Origin of the sequence: Staphylococcus massiliensis, assembly GCF_043186315.1 — a bacterium.
In the GTDB taxonomy this organism is placed as follows: Bacteria; Bacillota; Bacilli; order Staphylococcales; family Staphylococcaceae; genus Staphylococcus; species Staphylococcus massiliensis.
Genome location: NZ_CP171119.1, coordinates 1,854,532 through 1,873,560, shown reverse-complemented (window position 1 = coordinate 1,873,560; position 19,029 = coordinate 1,854,532). Strand labels below are relative to the sequence as shown.

General features: G+C 35.4%; 21 protein-coding genes. 19 read left to right on the top strand and 2 right to left on the bottom strand.

What is annotated here, in order from left to right; translation table 11 throughout:
• Positions 1–149: 149 nt before the first annotated feature.
• The 5 genes from ACF3N8_RS09080 (at position 150) to ACF3N8_RS09060 (ending at position 4,340) form a co-directional block, all read left to right on the top strand.
• Entirely contained in the window at positions 150–518 is a 369-nt protein-coding gene (locus ACF3N8_RS09080; protein WP_392449842.1) for a MerR family transcriptional regulator, read from the top strand.
• A gap of 23 nt (positions 519–541) precedes the next feature.
• A complete protein-coding gene (gene glnA, locus ACF3N8_RS09075; RefSeq protein ID WP_009381831.1) occupies positions 542–1,882 on the top strand; it encodes a type I glutamate--ammonia ligase in 1,341 nt (446 codons plus the stop codon).
• Positions 1,883–2,334: 452 nt separating this feature from the next.
• A complete protein-coding gene (locus ACF3N8_RS09070) occupies positions 2,335–2,541 on the top strand; it encodes a hypothetical protein (RefSeq protein WP_009381833.1) in 207 nt (68 codons plus the stop codon).
• Between the two features lie 1,112 nt (positions 2,542–3,653).
• Positions 3,654–3,983, top strand: a complete 330-nt coding sequence (locus ACF3N8_RS09065) for a hypothetical protein (RefSeq protein ID WP_238101972.1) — start codon at positions 3,654–3,656, stop codon at positions 3,981–3,983.
• Positions 3,984–3,986: 3 nt separating this feature from the next.
• On the top strand, positions 3,987–4,340 hold the full coding sequence (locus ACF3N8_RS09060; RefSeq protein ID WP_238101973.1) for a hypothetical protein: 354 nt from the start codon (positions 3,987–3,989) through the stop codon (positions 4,338–4,340).
• A 45-nt stretch (positions 4,341–4,385) separates the two neighbouring features.
• On the opposite strand, the gene ACF3N8_RS09055 is transcribed toward ACF3N8_RS09060, so the two are convergent.
• Positions 4,386–4,979: a TetR/AcrR family transcriptional regulator gene (locus ACF3N8_RS09055; RefSeq protein ID WP_392449841.1), complete on the bottom strand. Its 594-nt coding sequence runs from the start codon at positions 4,977–4,979 to the stop codon at positions 4,386–4,388.
• Between the two features lie 153 nt (positions 4,980–5,132).
• Here ACF3N8_RS09055 and ACF3N8_RS09050 point away from each other — a divergent pair, with 153 nt between their 5' ends.
• The 13 genes from ACF3N8_RS09050 to ACF3N8_RS08990 all read left to right on the top strand — a co-directional run bounded on the left by ACF3N8_RS09050 (position 5,133) and on the right by ACF3N8_RS08990 (position 18,027).
• On the top strand, positions 5,133–5,408 hold the full coding sequence (locus ACF3N8_RS09050) for a hypothetical protein (protein ID WP_238100691.1): 276 nt from the start codon (positions 5,133–5,135) through the stop codon (positions 5,406–5,408).
• A 99-nt stretch (positions 5,409–5,507) separates the two neighbouring features.
• Positions 5,508–6,416 carry a phage infection protein gene (locus ACF3N8_RS09045; protein WP_238101975.1) on the top strand — a complete coding sequence of 303 codons (909 nt, stop codon included), beginning with the start codon at positions 5,508–5,510 and terminating at the stop codon, positions 6,414–6,416.
• A gap of 171 nt (positions 6,417–6,587) precedes the next feature.
• Positions 6,588–6,809 (top strand): hypothetical protein, encoded by a 222-nt coding sequence (locus ACF3N8_RS09040; protein ID WP_009384352.1) that lies wholly within the window; start codon positions 6,588–6,590, stop codon positions 6,807–6,809.
• A 519-nt stretch (positions 6,810–7,328) separates the two neighbouring features.
• Positions 7,329–8,456 carry an ABC transporter ATP-binding protein gene (locus ACF3N8_RS09035; protein WP_009384354.1) on the top strand — a complete coding sequence of 376 codons (1,128 nt, stop codon included), beginning with the start codon at positions 7,329–7,331 and terminating at the stop codon, positions 8,454–8,456.
• 11 nt (positions 8,457–8,467) lie between these two features.
• Positions 8,468–9,427 (top strand): sugar ABC transporter permease, encoded by a 960-nt coding sequence (locus tag ACF3N8_RS09030; protein ID WP_238093524.1) that lies wholly within the window; start codon positions 8,468–8,470, stop codon positions 9,425–9,427.
• 14 nt (positions 9,428–9,441) lie between these two features.
• Positions 9,442–11,133 carry an extracellular solute-binding protein gene (locus ACF3N8_RS09025; protein ID WP_238100689.1) on the top strand — a complete coding sequence of 564 codons (1,692 nt, stop codon included), beginning with the start codon at positions 9,442–9,444 and terminating at the stop codon, positions 11,131–11,133.
• Positions 11,134–11,149: 16 nt separating this feature from the next.
• A complete protein-coding gene (locus tag ACF3N8_RS09020) occupies positions 11,150–12,046 on the top strand; it encodes a carbohydrate ABC transporter permease (RefSeq protein WP_238093523.1) in 897 nt (298 codons plus the stop codon).
• 14 nt (positions 12,047–12,060) lie between these two features.
• A complete protein-coding gene (locus ACF3N8_RS09015) occupies positions 12,061–12,915 on the top strand; it encodes a metallophosphoesterase family protein (protein WP_009384360.1) in 855 nt (284 codons plus the stop codon).
• On the top strand, positions 12,878–14,239 hold the full coding sequence (locus ACF3N8_RS09010) for an MATE family efflux transporter (RefSeq protein WP_235044511.1): 1,362 nt from the start codon (positions 12,878–12,880) through the stop codon (positions 14,237–14,239). The genes ACF3N8_RS09015 and ACF3N8_RS09010 overlap by 38 nt, the downstream gene beginning before the upstream one ends.
• Positions 14,232–15,008 (top strand): DeoR/GlpR family DNA-binding transcription regulator, encoded by a 777-nt coding sequence (locus tag ACF3N8_RS09005; RefSeq protein ID WP_238093522.1) that lies wholly within the window; start codon positions 14,232–14,234, stop codon positions 15,006–15,008. The genes ACF3N8_RS09010 and ACF3N8_RS09005 overlap by 8 nt, the downstream gene beginning before the upstream one ends.
• A 281-nt stretch (positions 15,009–15,289) precedes the next feature.
• A complete protein-coding gene (locus tag ACF3N8_RS09000; protein ID WP_238100688.1) occupies positions 15,290–16,672 on the top strand; it encodes an amino acid permease in 1,383 nt (460 codons plus the stop codon).
• 105 nt (positions 16,673–16,777) lie between these two features.
• Positions 16,778–17,170, top strand: a complete 393-nt coding sequence (locus ACF3N8_RS08995; protein ID WP_238101976.1) for a holin family protein — start codon at positions 16,778–16,780, stop codon at positions 17,168–17,170.
• Entirely contained in the window at positions 17,167–18,027 is an 861-nt protein-coding gene (locus ACF3N8_RS08990) for an N-acetylmuramoyl-L-alanine amidase family protein (protein WP_392449840.1), read from the top strand. The genes ACF3N8_RS08995 and ACF3N8_RS08990 overlap by 4 nt, the downstream gene beginning before the upstream one ends.
• 50 nt (positions 18,028–18,077) lie before the next feature.
• Here the strand turns inward: ACF3N8_RS08990 and ACF3N8_RS08985 are convergent, their stop codons facing one another.
• Positions 18,078–18,272: a hypothetical protein gene (locus ACF3N8_RS08985; RefSeq protein WP_009384370.1), complete on the bottom strand. Its 195-nt coding sequence runs from the start codon at positions 18,270–18,272 to the stop codon at positions 18,078–18,080.
• Positions 18,273–18,426: 154 nt separating this feature from the next.
• On the opposite strand from ACF3N8_RS08985, the gene ACF3N8_RS08980 reads away from it, so the two are divergent.
• On the top strand, positions 18,427–18,948 hold the full coding sequence (locus ACF3N8_RS08980; protein ID WP_009384372.1) for a thermonuclease family protein: 522 nt from the start codon (positions 18,427–18,429) through the stop codon (positions 18,946–18,948).
• The last annotated feature ends 81 nt before the right edge of the window (positions 18,949–19,029 follow it).

Genomic DNA, 19,029 nt, shown 5'->3' with positions numbered 1-19,029 from the left:
ATTGTTTAGTAGTGTTTATTTTGCTTTTACAAGGGAAATTTTAAAATAACATCAACAATCTTTACTCATGTCAGAAAACCTTACATATTTTTGATATATGTATTTTTTTGTGCTAAATTTAGTACAAGTTCAACAAGGAGGAGATAGGTATGATGACGAATGATGCGGTTCGGCGTAATATGCCTGTCTTTCCGATGAGTGTCGTGAGTAAATTGACAGAACTTTCAGCAAGACAAATCAGATACTACGAAACACATGAACTGATTAAACCTAAACGTACAGAGGGTAATAAACGCCTCTTCTCGATGAACGATTTGGAATTGCTTTTAAAGATAAAGTCTTTAATTGAAAAAGGGTTTAACTTAAAAGGAATTAAACAAATCCTTAATGATGATTATGGCGATTTATCACAAGATGAACAACGTATAAGAAACCAGATGATTGTTGATGCGACTCAAAAACCTAAAAGAGAGTCACTGCCGATTAATCGTGGCGATTTATCACGTTTTATCAAATAAATGTATAATGGAGGATATGAATTATGCCAAAGCGCACATTCACTAAAGATGACATTAGACGATTTGCAGAAGAAGAAAATGTAAGATACTTAAGATTACAATTTACTGATATCTTAGGTATCATTAAAAATGTTGAGGTACCAGTAAGTCAATTAGAAAAAGTATTAGACAACGAAATGATGTTTGACGGATCTTCAATCGAAGGTTTCGTTCGTATCGAAGAATCAGATATGTACTTATATCCAGACTTAGATACTTGGGTAATCTTCCCATGGACTGCTGGACAAGGTAAAGTTGCACGTTTAATCTGTGACGTTTATAACACAGACGGCGAACCATTCAAAGGTGACCCACGTAGTAACTTAAAACGTGTTCTTAAAGAAATGGAAGATATGGGCTTCACAGACTTCAACCTAGGGCCTGAACCTGAATTCTTCTTATTCAAATTAGACGAAAAAGGTGAACCAACATTAGAACTTAACGACCACGGTGGTTACTTCGACTTAGCGCCTACAGACTTAGGTGAAAATTGCCGTCGTGATATCGTATTAGAACTTGAAGACATGGGCTTCGATATCGAAGCAAGTCACCACGAGGTTGCACCTGGTCAACACGAAATCGACTTCAAATACGCTGATGCAATCACAGCTTGTGACAACATTCAAACATTCAAATTAGTTGTTAAAACAATTGCACGTCAACATAATCTTCATGCAACATTCATGCCTAAACCTTTATTTGGTGTAAACGGTAGTGGTATGCACTTCAACGTTTCATTATTCAGAGGTAAAGAAAACGCATTCTACGATCCAGAAGGCGAATTACAATTATCTAAAGAAGCTTACCAATTCACAGCTGGTATTCTTAAAAACGCACGTGGTTTCACAGCAGTATGTAACCCAATTGTTAACTCATACAAGCGTTTAGTACCAGGTTACGAAGCACCATGTTACATTGCATGGAGTGGTAAGAACCGTTCACCATTATTACGTGTTCCAACTTCACGTGGTTTATCTACACGTGTTGAAGTTCGTTCAGTTGACCCAGCAGCGAACCCATACATGGCATTAGCAGCTGTATTAGAAGCTGGTTTAGACGGTATTAAGAATAACTTAGAAGTTCCAGAACCAGTTAACCAAAACATTTACGAACTTAACCGACAAGAACGTGAAGCAATCGGTGTAGAAGACTTACCTTCAACTCTTTACACTGCTTTAAAAGCTATGCGTGAAAACGAAGTTGTTAAGAACGCTTTAGGTAGCCACATCTTTAACCAATTCATTAACTCTAAATCAATCGAATGGGACTATTACCGCACGCAAGTTAGTGAATGGGAACGCGAGCAATATTTAAAACAATATTAATTAGTTTTGATATAAGGAAATCCCTTGGGGCGCATGGCCTCAAGGGATTTTTGTTTGTTTTTTATTAATGGTAGTTAAAAGGGAGCAGATAAGAATTTTTAGAATTTATAATAAAGACTGCTCCCTTTTGCTCCCTTAAGGGTTATAAATTTTATTAAAGTATATTTGATACTTGTTTTTTTACATTGTTTTATCATGGGCAACTATTATGCTTAAAGAGTTAATAATTGTATAAAATGGGCAACTTTTGGGCAACTAAGTCTTAAAAAACTTCTTTGATATAGCGGTCAAAATCCTCTTTAGCATTATCCTACATTTTTATTGTTTTATATTACCTTGTCATGATTCTAAATATAGGTCATGGCTTTTTTATATTCATATAGCATTCTGCATTCTTTTTATTAAAATTTAGTAGTGTAATATATTTAAGGAATTTTAAAGGGGTGTTGACAATGAGTATTTTAATTAGCCCTGTATCTAACCTTTTATCTCGTACAACTTATAGATTAGATTATAATATTTCTTTAAATCAACATATTGAAAATTCTATAACTAGTTATAATCTTCAAAATCTAGAATTAAAGAAGGTAGTAGAGGAGTTATTACCAAAGGGATCTTGCCAGGAAGTATTTATAGTAAGGGGTGGCAAAATAATATGATTTTGGATGATCATTTAGAAACACTTATACTTATACTATTTTCAATGATAGCATCTGCCATCTCCTTAACAATAGCTCATATAAAATTAAAAAAAGTAAGCTTATTAAAGAAGATTCTAGTAACCTTAATTATATTTATTATAATATACGTATTCTTATTAGTGGTTTTCTTTTATATGCTTAATTAATTTCATTACTCGAGTTAAAATCAATGTTTAGCTAAAACTTAAACAACTTTTACTAGAGTATTTTCTTCATAATTAAGTTATGTTTAGATATTAATATTAAGAGGTGATATTTATGAATTTTATAGAAAGAGAATTAAATAAAAACACATGAATTCACATCGAGATGCTACGGATGAGGATTTAGAGAAAGCAAGGTTTTTTGATAATATTTATTTTAAATCAAAAGAGGAGGAACTGGAATGGTTTAAAAAGCATAATGAATCAAAAAACTTGATACTTCAAATTGATGTAGGATTTCTTATATATACACATACACCCTTAGGGGTGTATTTTTTATGCCTAGATATGTGGGAGGCGTTAAAAGCTACAAGTTTCAGGGTGGATAAGACCACCGTAGTAAAAAATGTGAGGTGTTTCTAAATGAAATGAGAATTTTTACGTGGCATGAGTCTAGTCATGAGCATTAATCAGCGTTAAAATTTCGTAGGCTATCCAGGGTAATATCACAAATAGCCTTACTCCTTAAGCATTACAACCTTTTCCCCAATTAGTCCCACATTCACATATATTATTTTTATTATAAATCTTTTATATGATAATATAAAGTTTAAATTCAAGAATCTAATCATTACAATAGGAGGTTTCTTTAGTGGTTATCTTAATGTTCATATTCTTGATTGTTGGAACTATATTACTAGCTGTAGGGTTATGGAAGCACAGCTTCATTCCCATAATACTAGGCGTGCTATTACTCGGAATAGATATTTTTATAGTTATTTGGTTAATGTTTTTAGTGCCCCCAGAGAACACTAATGTTTAGATACAAGCGGGACTCAATTGTAAATAATTTTAACTCCTTATTGAAAATCGGTGTAGAATATTTTAAGATAGTGTAAATTATCAAATATTAAAAGAGGTTAAATTATGAAAAAGTTATTAATATTTATGGCTTCAATCGTATTACTTTTATCAGCTTGCGGATCGAAGCTTGAAGATAAGAAAGAAGTAACTTTTGAAGATGTGATTAAAGATAAGCATACACATGTCTTTTATAATTCGTACACGGATTCTGAAATGGATGCACCCGAAACAATTAAGAATATCGTGATTTCGAAACAAGGCAAAATCAAGAACTATCTTTTGAAAAAAGATGTGCCAATGCGTGAATTAACAGGTATTAAGCCTAAAGATATGGAGAAGACCCTTGAAGAAAAAGGATTAATTACTAAGAAAAAAGACTTTGTTAAACCGTGATTTGTGGTTATAGACAATGGTGAAGAGAAACCAGGTCTCGTAACAGTCTTTAGTAGTAAGAAGGCTTTGAAATCTATCAAGAAAGACAAGCCTAGCACTTACAAGAAGTATCTTCAGAATCAAAATCTAAATAAAGTTGCTTTGAACTTTAATGATTCGGTAGAGTCACTTAAATCAGACTATTCGGTCGGTACCTTAACGTTCGATCCATCTAAAGTGAATATTCCTGATGAAAAGCACTTAAGTGGTTTATCAACGACCAAGCTCGCTAAAGAACAGAAATTCTACATTAAGACAGTAGACGAATATGAAATTCAGAATGACACTTATGTATTTAAACGAAAAGATTTAAAATAACTCAAACAAAATGGGACTAAGACGAACTCATCTTAGTCCCATTTTTTATTTTTCAATCTCATTAAAGATTAAAGTTACTGGCCCATTTTTATCAAGTTCATATAAGTACCGCTTAATTTCACTCTTCGGTATCTGTTTACCTTCTTTAATCCACTTATTTAACAAGCCCATTTTAGAAGAAAACACATAACTAATAAAATATGAAACAGGAACGCCTCTGATATGCGTTCGGTTATTGAGTCTTATTTGAAGTATCTCATGTATAATTTTTTCAATCTTAGTTTCGAAATTTGTATTGTTATATGTACTCAGTACTGCTTGATAATAAGCATCATGTTTTTCACTAAAGTCAATGATTGTGTCGATAATAAAGTTAGAGAAGTTCTCAGCTCCCATGTTTTTCAAAGTGGCATTAGGCACACCAACTCTTTCTTTAAGCTCAGACATATATCGGTCTTCAAGACTTTCTAATAAGTCATATTTATCAACATAATGAAGATAAAAGGTACCGCGATTAATATCAGCTAGTTTTGAAATTTGTTGTATTGAAATAGATTCAATCGTATTTGTTCTTAATAATTCTAAGAATGCTTTTTCGATAGCTTGTTTAGATTTACGTTTTCGACGATCTTCAGCCATGTTCTGCCTCCTTTTAATAGACAATTTATATATATGTGTTGATAAACGAACATCCTATATAACATTGCATATTGTTTTCATTATTAATCTTATTATAATAGGCAATGTGATAATTAATCAACACCATGTTCATTAAAAGAAAGGAGTAAGGATATGAATATTTTAAAAAGTAGATTATTATGGTTAGCACCGCTTATCGCATTATTAGTTCTAATGCTTTTAGCAACAGCGTTCTATCCTGGTTATAATCCTAAACCACATAAACTTCCAATAGCGATCGTTAATAATGATAAAGGTATGGATATGCAAGGGAACAAGGTTAATGTAGGTGAGCAATTCGTCAAAAACATTAAAATACCCCTTTACTCATTGCATCCTTTGAAAAGTCCTTATCAAATACAACCGCTGCATAGAAGTCTTGATCTTTGAACCCTTCATTTAATTCTTTTTTGTCATCGACTTCAATCCAAGTTACTTTATCTTTTAGTTCCTTATGTATCTATTCTACAAGACGCTAAAAAAGAGGAGATGTTAGCAAAGGTTAAAGCTAACGAAATTGACAAGGCACAACTTAAAGAGATGCAATCTAAAGAAGGCGCTGAACCAGTTAAGGTAAAGCAAGGTCAACTTACGACGATTGTGAATGAGGGCGCGAATATGCAGGCTTCTCAAATGATATCTCAAATTCTTGAAAAACTGGGTACGAAATTGAATGATATGATTACGGAACAAACAATCGGTCTATTAAGTAAACAAGATGTACAAGTAAATGCGAAAGATGTTAATGCTTTAACTAATCCTGTTAAAGTCGAGAAGGATAATATTAACAAAGTTTCAAGTCACCAAGCTAATGGTAATTTACCATTCTTAATGTTTACACCTTTATGGCTGACAACGATTATTTCATCTGTACTTTTATTCTTCGCATTTCGTTCAAGTAACCTCATTAAAGTGAGTGACCGTATCAAAGCGACGTTGTTCCAATTCATGATGGCGATTGGCGTCGGCTTAGTAGGCGGATTTGGATACGTATTTTATCTGAAACATATCTTAGATGTAAACATTCCGAACGAAGTTGAGATTTCATTCTATATCGCAACCGCAATTATTGGATTCATTTCACTTATCTTAGGTGTTATGTCATGGCTAGGTATTCGCTCAATACCTATCTTTATGGTCTTACTATTCTTTAGTCTTCAAGTGATTATGTTACCAAAAGAAATGTTACCGCAATTCTACGTTGATTATTTTCTACCATGGAATCCATTTAGATACTACGTAGAAGAACTTAGAAGCTTATTATACATGCATCAAGGCCTAGAATTTAACGGTACCATTGCTATGTTTATTGGATTACTAACATTTGGATTCATTTCAACATTAGTCGCATCAATCGTTCGCAAACACAGCACGAAAAGAACTGAAGTTCCATCATAAGGGTTGCTTATTAGCAGAATAAATAATCATTATTATCTATTTATATATAAAAGTAAATAAAAATGTATTTGATTTCAAGAATAGGGTATATCATAATTATAGTTATATAAGTAGTTTGTTTTTGAACATTATCATTTTTTAAACCTAAATTTAAGAAAGTGAAGGCTTATTATGGACGATTTATATAATATTATTATGAATATTAACGTTGGTATGGTTATCCTACTCGGCATTAATAGTTTCACAAACCCAATTCCAGTTTTAAAAACTGTCATCAATATCATTTTATGTCTCGTAATTGTCGTTTTATTTGTTTTATTTATGATTGTTTCTAAAAAGAAAAATAAGCAACATCAAGCAGAAAGGACGCAGCGTACTCATAGAGCGTCTTAGATGCGGTGTATCTCAACACCTCCATTAAACATGATGTTTAGTGGAGGTTTTTTATGTCTCGCTTCATTCACTTTTAAAGCAAAAGTCATCTATCCAATTTAGCCTTTTACTTTTGCTTTTTTAAACACTTTCCTTCTAATCAAAAACACTTATCTAACCAATCGAATCCTTATTTAATAAATGTACGGAAAATATACACGATTTAAAACTTTTGAAACTTAAAATCTTTCTAAAAATTGCCTTAATCACAATCTTATCAATTATCAGTATGTAATTTTATTAAAGTTTATTAATTTTAATACGCTTACATTGAATTAAATGTTAAGATTTTTGTTTTCTTTTGGAAATAAAACCAGATTTTATGATGTAAAAATACTTAATTAAGTACATTTATATAACTTTTACTTTTGTTTGTATCGAAACAAAAATTTTTGGTTTGTTTTATTTTAATAATTGATAAATAAAAATTTTACATACGACTTCTATACTAATGTTAGTAATAATTATTGAGGTGTAGAAATGATAGAAATTAACAACTTAAGTAAGATTTACGAAAAAGATGTTCATGCAGTTAAGGATTTTAATCTATCAATTGAAGACAACGAATTTATCGTCTTCGTCGGTCCCTCGGGATGTGGGAAATCTACAACACTTCGTATGATCGCTGGCTTAGAGGATGTCTCCCATGGCGAAATTAAAGTTGATGGTAAGGTAATTAACCAGCTTCAACCAAAGGATCGAAATATCGCTATGGTATTCCAAAACTATGCGTTGTATCCGCATATGAGTGTTTATAAAAATATGGCTTTTGGTTTAAAGATGAGAGGCATTAAGAAGAAAAATTACGATGCCCGTGTTCGAGAAACGGCAAAGATTCTACAAATTGATCACTTACTTAAGCGTAAACCTAAAGCGCTATCAGGTGGTCAGCGCCAACGTGTTGCACTAGGCCGTGCCATAGTCAGAGACGCAAAACTATTCTTAATGGATGAGCCTTTATCAAATTTAGATGCGAAATTAAGAAATCAAATGCGTGCTGAAATTATTGACCTGCATCGTCGTATGAAAGCTACTACGATATACGTTACCCATGACCAAACTGAAGCGATGACGATGGCTACACGCATCGTACTCCTGAAAGATGGTGTCATACAACAAGTGGGAACACCACAAGAAATTTACGAGCAACCTCGAAACACGTTTGTAGCTGGCTTTATCGGTACACCACCGATGAATATGCTTGATTTCTCGTTAAAAGGGCAAGCGTTTGAATTTTCTAAAGATACTTCTGTTCAAGTACCTAAAACACAACTAGATTTAAACAACGAACATGTTTCCTTAGGCGTACGTTCTGAACACATTGTTGTTGAAAAGGTAGCATCGGATCAATTCAAACACGACTTTATGTTAAACGAAGCACGTATTGAGTTAGTAGAACGAATTGGTTCAAATCAGCTTCTATATTGTGTTTATAACGACGAAACTTATATTGCATCAACTGATTCATATGTGCACTTTAACGTTGGTGATCATGTAAATCTAGGCTTCAATTTAAAGGACATTCATATTTTCGACCAGGAATCAGGCGACATTATTCAAAACGCATCTACGCATCAAGTCACTGAACGTCAAACTCAAGAAGTCTAGGAGGTGCGTCTATGTTAAATCTATTTTCAAAGAAATCAAATCAAGGTGTACATCAAGCATCGCTATTACAACGCATGTGGTCACACAAAATGCTTTATTTAATGCTATTACCATGTATTTTGTTCTTTTTCATATTTAACTATTTACCGATGTCAGGTCTTATTCTATCAGTTAAAGAATTTAGATTTGATAAAGGTTTATGGGGTGGCGATTGGATTGGCCTTAAATATTTCAAACGATTTTTCGGTGATTCTAGAAGCTATAGCATTATTATCAACACACTTGTGATTAGTTTTGTGAAGCTCGTACTCGCGTTTCCATTCCCAGTTATACTTGCAATCATGTTCAATGAAATCAACCAAACGCGATTTAAACGTTTACGTGGCTTTCTTCAAGGCATCACATATCTACCACACTTTTTATCATGGGTAGTCGTTATTGGTGTTGTGCATAGCATCTTAGCTCCGAACACTGGTCTGATTAACGAAATCGCTAAAACATTTGGTGGTGACGGTTCAACGCACTTCCTTATGGAACCGAAGTATTTCTTAAGTATTGTCTTTTCAAGTTATATATGGAAAGACATTGGTTGGAATTCAATCATTTATTTCGCGGCAATCATGGGCATTAACCAAGACATTTATGAATCTGCAGCGATAGATGGTGCGAATCGTGTAAGACAAATTATCTACATCACGATTCCGTCATTAGTTCCGACTATGGTCATTCTATTTATCTTGTCTTTAGGCGATGTTTTAAAAGCCGGGTTCGACCAAATCTACTTACTTAAGACACCTGGTAACGCTTCAGTATCAGAAATTATTGATACCTACGTTATACGAACAGGTATTCAACAAGGTGATTTCAGTTATGCGATAGCAATTGGCTTAATTCAAGGCTTGATAGGCCTCATTCTAGTTCTTGTAGTGAATAAACTTGCTTCTCGTAAATTCGACACATCATTATTTTAAAAAGGAGATCAAAAATGAAGAAAATTTTCGCTTTATTGTTATGTACGTTATTAGTATTCGTTACAGCATGTGGCAACGACAAAAAACAAGATGAAGAGAAACGTAAAGAAGATGCCAAAGGTAAACCAGACACTTGGATTGCTGACCGTACGATTACGGGACTTGTATTCGAAAGTGAAGGTGACGTGTCACCTGAAATGAATCCAGAAATTCAAAAGAAGATTAAAGAAAAAACAGGTATTACATTAAAACTTCAAAAAGCTTCAGGTAATGATTCTACAGAAGCTTTAACATCAGGTTTAGCGTCAGGCGACCTTCCTGACTTCATCGCGTATTACTTAAATGATAGCGGTCGTCCTGAAATGAAAGTCTTAACGAAAGCAGCTAAGCAAGGTCAGCTTACAGACTTAACAGATATGTTAAAAGATACAGATGTTTATAGTAAGTACTTTGAAAAAGGCTACTTACCACAAGATACTAGAGACAATATTATGTTCCGTGACGATTTAGATGGCACGTACTTTGTGCACATGAGTGTTAATCGTAAACCAGGTGACCCAGGTCCTAAAACAGTAGGCGGGCCTTACATTCGAAAGGACATCGCTGAAAAATTAAACATCGATCCAACTGATGTTAAAACATCAGAAGATATGCAAAAAGTTGCTGAAAAAATTAAGAAGCATGGCTTTAAAGACGACAATGGCAAACCAGTTACACCTATTGGTCCAACAGCTTGGGGTGGTAGTGACCGTACACCGTTCTACAATGACTTAGTATGGACTGGTTCAGCTGATGAGAAATTTATGGAAAAAGATGGCGAAGTGAAACACGAAGCTGAAACAGATTACGGTATGAAACGTGTGAAACATGTTCACGAACTCATGGAAAAGAAATTAATGCACCCAGAATTCTGTACGATGGAAGAAAATAAAGCCAAAGAAGGTATCGTGAATGGTTCATTCGGTATTGTTTCTGAATTACACAACTATGTAACTGAGAACCAAAGCATGAAATATATTCCAATGGGACCGTTAAACAATGCTAAAGGTAAATATCAAATGGAACTACCATACAAAACTGGTTACTCAGGTTGGTCAATTCCTAAAACAACGGAACACCCAGAAGATATCGTTAAATTCGCAGACTTCTTAGCAAGTCGTGAAGGTAAATTACTTGCGCAATACGGTATTGAAGGCCGTGACTACGAGCTTAATAAAGACGGTAATCCTGTCGTTAAGAAAGAAGTACTTCGTGAATTAGAAGAAAATCCTGATAAAGCGAAGAAACGTGGTTTCCGCGGTGTAGGTGCATATTGGGCTGAACACCTTGGTTATACTGATATTGATCGTAAAGCGGACTTTGGTGAACGCGAATACGGTGATAACGCGCGTGCAAAAGGTAAGAAGACAAATCCTGAGAAAATGGCTGACATGTGGGATTATGATGAGAAACTTAAGAACGCTAAAGTCATTGATGGTTTAACTGTGAAATCATTCTTACCTAAATTTGAACGCGGCGAGGAACTTGAAATTGCTTTAGATAATTATGACGAAGCTGTCAAACGCGCTTACTATGCGAAATCTGAAGACGAAGCTAAGAAGATCTTAGATGAAGCGCGTCAAAAACTTGAAGACGCAGGTATTAAAGAATTTGATGACATGATTGAAAAGGAAATGAAGAAAGAAGATACCAAAGTAAGATTCTAAAGATGGAGTTGGAAATATGAGTCATAAAAAAGATATTAGCGGCATGATTGTACGTATCATTTCTTACATTTGTATCATCGGCCTCTCATTATCCATCATCTTACCACTATTGAACATATTTGCTTTAGCGTTTAATAGTGGTACAGATGCTGAAAGAGGTGGCATCTACTTTTGGCCAAGAGAATTTTCACTTGATAACTTTAGAGAGCTTTTCAAAAAGGGCACCATCGTTAATGCATTAATGATTAGCATCTTTCGTACTGTTGTAGGTACGATACTTAGCGTTGTCCTTACGGCAATGGCGGCTTACGCACTGAAATCTAAAACATTACCATTTAGAAGACTGATTACATTCTTTATCTTCTTTACGATGTTGTTTAGTGGTGGCGTGGTACCTTTATATATCCTACTTAACAACTTACACATCACGGATACAATTTGGGTTTATATCTTGCCGTCTTTATATAGCGTATATAACTTACTCATCATGCGCACGTTCTTTAACCAACTACCAGATAGTGTCCAAGAAGCGGCGCGTATCGATGGTTGCAACGAGTTCCAAATCTTTACGCGAATTGTGTTACCAATGAGTAAACCAGTTATCGCAACGGTTGCACTATTCAATGCTGTATCACAATGGAATGATTGGTTTACAGGTGCATTCTTCGTAAGAAACCCTGACTTGAAGCCACTTGCGACTGTGTTACAAGATATGCTGACGACACAACAAGCGATTTCAGATGCATTGAAACAAAAGTCTGGTATGTATCAAATGTTAGATAAGATCACCATCACTGGTGATTCACTTCAAATGGCAGTTATCGTACTCATTTTAGTGCCGGCCATTCTGGTATTACCTTTTGTGCAAAAGCACTTTGTAAAAGGCGCAAATATTGGCGCTACTAAAGAATAGTTAGGAGAGTAATCATGGATAACTTTAAAATCATACAACTAGCCGACTTACATTTAAGTCCGCATCACGATGACAAAGACCAACAAACGTATACGTTAATTGATCATATGATTCGCTATTATCAACCAGATTTAATTATTATGACTGGCGACCAAATTTGGTCTGAGGGCATCGTACATTCTGATGAAACTTATAAACGACTCGTAGAATATATTAATCAATATGATGTTAAGGTTGCGACGACATTTGGTAACCACGATACAGAAGGACGCTTTTCACGTGGTGACATTAGAGAGATTGAAAAGGGCTTTCAAAACTATGTTGAGAAAAAGCACAGTTTGATCGTTGACGATAAGGAAGCTTATACCATTGAAATTGAGATGGACGGCGAACTATCACATGTGATTTATATCATTGATGGTGGCGATTATTGTCCGCACCATATCGGTGAATATAGCTACATTCATCCACAACACGTCAATTGGATGCGTGAGCTTAGAGAAACCGTTTATAAAGACGTCGCACATCATAATCTCATGTTCACACATATTGCACTTCAAGAGTACGAGGCGATACGCGATGTCGAGCATGAAGACTTTAGAGGTATCTTTGAAGATGAGCTTGGATACGCCAAGTTAAATTCAGGTATGTTTACACAGTTATTAATCAATGGCGATGTTGAAGGTGTCTTTGTAGGGCACGATCATTGTAATGATTTTATGATTGATTACCATGGCATCAAACTTGGTTACGGTCGTATCAGTGGCTACAATGCTTATGGTGACTTAAATCGAGGCGCTCGTGAAATAACGCTTCGTAAAGATAAACCATTTGAAACGAAAGTACTCGAATTTGATGGGGCTCTCTAAACATAAATTTCAAAAGCTCTTTATACCGATATTAATAGAGCAACTCTTCTTCTTATTGATGAATCAAATGGATACCTTAATGTTGTCGGTTTATAGCAGTAAAGCGACAGCAGCGGTTGGTTTATCCAATCAGTTTTTGATATTGGTGACATTCTTCATCACGATTATTCACGTCGGGGTATCTATTCGTCTGATTCATCACAAAGAACAATCAAAGCACCTGATTCGACACGAAATATACCATAGCATGTCTTTTAACCTAATCGCGTCACTCATTCTAGCTGGGATCGTGCTACTATGTTTAACACCTATTTTACACGTCTTACAAGTACCGAGTGACATTTTCACGGATACGTATCATTACAGTGAAACGATTTTATACCTATTGTTCATGAATACAACGAATATGCTTTTAGGCACAATCTTAAGGACACTCGATCGACCTAAGCAGTCTACCATCGTTTCAATTGTGATCAACGTCATTAACATCGTCCTAAATGCGATGGTACTATTCGTGGTTCCTAAAGGCTTTATCGATCCGATTTATGGTATCGCGTGGGCAACGAACATCAGTCGCGTCATTGGATTAGTCTGCTTAACGTATTTCATCTTGAAGATTGCCGTACCTCAATTAAAGGACTTTTTAATAAAGAAACGCATCGCTTATCCAATTGTGCAACTTGGAATGCCGGGTGCGGGTGAACAAATTTCTTATAACGTGTCTCAAGTATTCTTAACCGCGTTTATCGCCATGCTTGGCAGTGAGATGGTTGCTGCTAAGTCCATTAGTGGCGTTCTAGCAGGCATTTCGTTCAGCGTCGCTATGGCATATGGCGTAGCGAGTCAGATTTACATTGGCCGTTTCATCGCACGTTATAAATATCAACTTTTACACACCTTTGTGAAAAGACATCTCGTAATAACATTTATGCGATCCATTATTATCATGCTTTGTGTCATCGCAATTGTGTTTATCGTAGGACCACATCTATTCCATCCTAAATCAGTGTTCGACTGGGTCATGATTTTATTAATAAGCTTTATTTTGTTAGAGCCTGTACGCGCTTTAAATACGCTCATTGTAGATATTTTAAACGTTTCAGGTGATGTGCGTTATCCAGTTGTTGTATCAATCATAACGACTTGGGTGCTAACCATTCCACTCTCTTATTTATTTGGCATTCAATTCCATCTAGGAATTTTAGGCATCATAGGTATCAATATTTTAGACGAAGCATTACGTTTTCTCGTAATGTTGCACCGTTTTCGAACAGGAAAATGGCAATTATACCATTCACGTATAGGAGTACAGAAAGATGTATAATCAAAATGAAAGATTTCAATATATCGTTAATCGTGTTAAAAATTATCATAAAGTGACCGTTAAAGATATGGCGCTTTTCCTGCAAGTGACACCTGAGACGATACGCAAAGATTTTCAAATATTAGAGGATGATAAGGTCATCACGCGTGTGCATGGTGGTGCAATACCTTATAACCATACCAATAAGGAAAAGCCCTTTGAGCGTAAGTGGATGCAGCAAGAGAGTAGTAAGAACCAGATCGCAAGTTACGCCGCCACGTTAATTGATTCAGGCGATGTAGTCGTGATAGACGGTGGTACAACGACGGGCCGCTTGCCACAATATCTTAAGAACTTAAAGTCTGTTACATTTGTGACGAATTCGATTCTAGTGTGTGCTGAGTTAAACAAAGCGATTGAACAAGAACGTATTGATGGTGAAGTCATTATGTTAGCTGGAAAAACGAACTTCGAACAGGATGTTGTTAGTGGCTCAATGACCAATAGCTTAATTTCACAATTCGTCTTTGATAAAGCGTTTATATCTTGTGGAGCGTTCGATGCGTTATACGCTTATGAGTACGAGTGGGAAGAGGCCATCGTGTCGTCGTTAATGTTGAAGCAAAGTAAGGCATCGTATTTATTAACGGACTATACGAAGCGTGACAAAGAGACGTCTTACAAAATCAGTGCCATCGATGATGTGGATTATATCGTGACAGATTATCAATTTACCGAAGAATTCGATTACATGAAGCCAGATAAGTGGATTAATGTGCTAGGTAGATAAAACTTTAATTTGAGCTGGGGCAGTAAGAGTGCCTCAGCTTTTTTCTATTTGAAAAGGAGTGTAGGTGCGCGAAGTGTAATTTCACTCTTTCTAAAGAAAGCGATTTCAAAAAAGTTGATTGTATCAAAACGTATCTATAATAAGTATTAAACTAAATTTTTAGAAAATTAAAAAATATTACAATTGCAATAATTATCTGTATGTTTTATCATTGAACCGTAGTTAAATAGTTTCCTAAATAAATATAAATTATTTAACGCTAATCAAAGGGGTAATTAAATATGGCAAATGATTTACAAAGGGGATTAAGCAATCGCCACATTCAATTGATAGCAATTGGTGGTGCGATTGGTACGGGTCTATTCTTAGGCTCGGGTCAAACGATTGCATTAACAGGTCCGTCTATTATCATTACGTATCTCATCATTGGTGCGATACTGTTTTTATTTATGCGTGGCCTAGGAGAGTTACTACTTAGTAACACGAAGTACAAATCGTTTGTTGATATCGCTAACGATAACTTGGGTAACTATGCTGGATTTTTAATAGGTTGGACGTATTGGATGAGTTGGATAACATCAGCCATGTCTGACTTAACCGCGATGGGTACATATGTTTCGTATTGGTTTCCGCAGATACCCAATTGGTTAACGGTATTATTAATTGTTCTAATTTTGATGATTTTTAATATGTTTGGAGCTAGCTTATTCGGTGAAATCGAATTCTGGTTCTCTATGATTAAGGTTATTACGATTATTGCATTAATTGTAGTTGGTCTTATATTTATTTTTATGGGCTTTCAAGGATCCCACGGTAAAGCGACGTTTACGAATCTTTGGAGCAATGGTGTCTTTCCAAATGGTATGACTGGATTTCTAATGTCGTTCCAAATGGCAGTTTACTCTTTTATCGGGATTGAGTTAATTGGTGTGACTGCTGGTGAAACGAAAGATCCAGAGAAATCAATTCCGAAAGCGATTAATAGTGTACCGATTCGTATTCTATTATTCTATGTAGGTTCACTCGTTGTCATTATGTCGATGACACCTTGGGATAAAATTTCTTCTGATTCAAGTCCATATGTTCAAGTATTCTCACTCATCGGGATACCTTTTGCTGCAGGTGTGATTAACTTTGTTGTGTTAACCGCAGCCGCTTCTGCAACAAATAGTGGTATCTTCTCTGATAGTCGAATGCTATACGGTTTAGCAAAGGACAAACAAGCACCGCCAGTCATGGGTAAAACGAATAAAAAAGGGGTGCCACACATCGCGATGTTTATCTCAACATCTATTTTAATTGTGGCGGCATTATTAAACTTTATTTTCCCTAATGCGATGGCTGTGTTCGTCTTTATTACAACACTTTCTACAGTATTGTATCTCTTAGTATGGGTACTTATTATACTGTCTTATATTAAATATGCTTTTAAAAATAAGAAGAAACGTAAGCAAAATACATTTAAACTCAAAGGTGGCTATATTTCAGGCATCGTCGTATTATTGTTCTTCTTATTTATATTCGTTTTATTATGCTTTAGTGAGGAAACGCGTGGTGCCGTTATGTTCCTCCCATTATGGTTAATCGCGACAGGTCTCATGTACTGGCGCTATGTGCATATGACGAAAGAAGATAGAGCAAAAGCGAAAGAAGAACCACAATAAAAGAAAGCAATGAATAGAGCGTGGGACGTAGTGTCTCACGCTCTTTCGATTCGTTTGAACATTTCATCACACCCTTTTCGATATATAGAAAAAGGAGTGAATGATATGACAAATTTAGATGAAACGTACATCTTTTCAATTTCAACACTATTTTATTCAGGTCATAAACAACTATTTTACGCATTACTACTTCTGATTATCTTAGATATGTTAACGGGTATTTTAAAAGCATGGCGAAATCGTACGCTATGGAGTCAGCGCACGATGGTTGGTTATTCTAAGAAAATTGGTATTATATGTATCGTCATCGTAGCGAATATTATAGATGTCATCTTTAATTTAGAAGGTATCTTTATCAATGGAAGTGTGTTGTACTATGTCTTTTCAGAAAGTACGAGTATTATTGAGAACTGCAACGAGCTTGGTATCCCGATTCCTGATCAAATTAAAGCACGGCTTAAGTCTGCATCTACGTTTAAAAAGGGGGATCCGTTATGACGAAAACGTTTATCGGAGAATGGAATGGCATTAAGGTTTATCAAGATTATTTACCTTTCGGAACGAGACGTTCTGGTGAGCGATTGTCACGCGAAACACCGTTATTTATGGTCTTTCATGATACGGGTAATATTGATGCGACTGCTCAGAATAACATAGATTATTATCGTAATACTTATAACATTGAGGAAAGTCGTACTGCGTCAGCGCATGTATTTGTAGACGATAAGGAATGTGTGATTTGCGTGCCTTTTCAAGAGAAGGCATGGCACGTGCTTTATAACGTGACACTAGATAACAAGTGGTATCAAGACAATGCGAATGATGTTGCGATAGGTATTGAGGCTTGTTACTTTAACGATGTTGCGCGAACGAAGCAATCGTTTGAGAATACGTGCAAGATCACGGCTTACTTGTGTGATAAGTGGGGGATTAATCCTTACACGCACTTGCCAGGTCATCAGCAATTGCAGGCGGATAAGCAAGATCCAGGTAACATCCTAGAAAAATGCGGTTACCACCGCAATGACATGAAAGTCATTTATGACAAAGTTTCTTCTTATATGAAAATGAATGATTATAAGGAGAATGAAGATAACGATGTGGAATTTATTGCTGGCGCCATGCCACCTTGTCGATATCCAGCTCATGATGATTATGTCTGTTTGGCTATCTCAAATGACGAGGGCGTTACAATTTGTGAGCGAGAAGGTGAATCGTGGATTAAAACGCAGAAAACGTATGGCGGTTACCAGTTGTTTTATATTTATGAGATTGTTGATGGTTGGTGCCGGGTTTATGATCATGCCGCGAACTACTGGGTATGGCATGAACGATTAAAAGTTATAAGTGAATAGTGAAATAATTAAAGCAGGTTTGTATATGTCTACATACCTGCTTTTTTAAGTTAGTCATGTCGATTATTTTTATTCTTTTTATGGCGAACGAGCATCATGATATAGCCAACTAGAAGACCTAGAAGTATGCCAATGATTGCAGCGACGATTAACGGTAATTTAAAGATCGCTTGCAACGCTAAACCAATAATCATAGCAACAATTACAGCAATGACGGTAATTGTGTTCTCTTGTTTAATATTCAACGCTTTCACTCCTTAACACACTAAGTATAACATTTTTGTGGTTAATACACATAGAAATGCAAGCGTATAGTAACGTATAATTATTCACATTTCATTGACGGAAACATCGAAATACTTTAAGATTAATCAGAATGTAATGAGAGGTGAAACATCTATGAAATCTAAAAAATTATCCTCAGGTTTAATTCTTGGTGCAATCATCGTTATTGTTTTAATATTTCAGTTCATTAACCAAAGTGGGCCTTTTAAATCTGAACAAACGCATTCTGATTCAGATAAGCAAAAGGTTTATGTAGAACGCGTTGTCGATGGTGATACCATTAAAGTGACAACGGATGATAATGAACGATTAACAGTAAGGTTAATTGGTGTCGATACACCGGAAACCGTCAAACCGAACACACCTGTTCAACCGTACGGTAAAGAGGCATCGAATTATACGAAAAAGGCCTTAACGCACAAGCATGTATATCTCGAGTACGACAAAGAACCGCATGATAAATATGATCGTACGTTAGCGTATGTGTGGATGAATGATAACGACATGTATAATGAGAAAATTGTAGCGGAAGGCTTGGCGCGGGCTAAATTCTACCCGCCAAATGATAAGTATCGAGATAAACTTGAGCAAGCTCAAGAAGAAGCGAAACGTAACCATTTAAATTTATGGAAATAAAAAAAGCGCACTGTTAAGGGAAGTTAAAAATCTCTAACGGTGCGTTTCATGTTTATTATCTAAATATTAAGTGAATGGTTA

What these genes read in the sequence shown, in the direction of transcription:
- ACF3N8_RS09080 (WP_392449842.1), top strand. Translation starts at nt 150, where the DNA reads ATGATGACGAATGATGCGGTTCGGCGTAATATGCCTGTCTTTCCGATG.
- glnA (WP_009381831.1), top strand. Translation starts at nt 542, where the DNA reads ATGCCAAAGCGCACATTCACTAAAGATGACATTAGACGATTTGCAGAA.
- ACF3N8_RS09070 (WP_009381833.1), top strand. Translation starts at nt 2,335, where the DNA reads ATGAGTATTTTAATTAGCCCTGTATCTAACCTTTTATCTCGTACAACT.
- ACF3N8_RS09065 (WP_238101972.1), top strand. Translation starts at nt 3,654, where the DNA reads ATGAAAAAGTTATTAATATTTATGGCTTCAATCGTATTACTTTTATCA.
- ACF3N8_RS09055 (WP_392449841.1), bottom strand. Translation starts at nt 4,979, where the DNA reads ATGGCTGAAGATCGTCGAAAACGTAAATCTAAACAAGCTATCGAAAAA.
- ACF3N8_RS09050 (WP_238100691.1), top strand. Translation starts at nt 5,133, where the DNA reads ATGAATATTTTAAAAAGTAGATTATTATGGTTAGCACCGCTTATCGCA.
- ACF3N8_RS09045 (WP_238101975.1), top strand. Translation starts at nt 5,508, where the DNA reads ATGTTAGCAAAGGTTAAAGCTAACGAAATTGACAAGGCACAACTTAAA.
- ACF3N8_RS09040 (WP_009384352.1), top strand. Translation starts at nt 6,588, where the DNA reads ATGGACGATTTATATAATATTATTATGAATATTAACGTTGGTATGGTT.
- ACF3N8_RS09035 (WP_009384354.1), top strand. Translation starts at nt 7,329, where the DNA reads ATGATAGAAATTAACAACTTAAGTAAGATTTACGAAAAAGATGTTCAT.
- ACF3N8_RS09030 (WP_238093524.1), top strand. Translation starts at nt 8,468, where the DNA reads ATGTTAAATCTATTTTCAAAGAAATCAAATCAAGGTGTACATCAAGCA.
- ACF3N8_RS09025 (WP_238100689.1), top strand. Translation starts at nt 9,442, where the DNA reads ATGAAGAAAATTTTCGCTTTATTGTTATGTACGTTATTAGTATTCGTT.
- ACF3N8_RS09020 (WP_238093523.1), top strand. Translation starts at nt 11,150, where the DNA reads ATGAGTCATAAAAAAGATATTAGCGGCATGATTGTACGTATCATTTCT.
- ACF3N8_RS09015 (WP_009384360.1), top strand. Translation starts at nt 12,061, where the DNA reads ATGGATAACTTTAAAATCATACAACTAGCCGACTTACATTTAAGTCCG.
- ACF3N8_RS09005 (WP_238093522.1), top strand. Translation starts at nt 14,232, where the DNA reads ATGTATAATCAAAATGAAAGATTTCAATATATCGTTAATCGTGTTAAA.
- ACF3N8_RS09000 (WP_238100688.1), top strand. Translation starts at nt 15,290, where the DNA reads ATGGCAAATGATTTACAAAGGGGATTAAGCAATCGCCACATTCAATTG.
- ACF3N8_RS08995 (WP_238101976.1), top strand. Translation starts at nt 16,778, where the DNA reads ATGACAAATTTAGATGAAACGTACATCTTTTCAATTTCAACACTATTT.
- ACF3N8_RS08990 (WP_392449840.1), top strand. Translation starts at nt 17,167, where the DNA reads ATGACGAAAACGTTTATCGGAGAATGGAATGGCATTAAGGTTTATCAA.
- ACF3N8_RS08980 (WP_009384372.1), top strand. Translation starts at nt 18,427, where the DNA reads ATGAAATCTAAAAAATTATCCTCAGGTTTAATTCTTGGTGCAATCATC.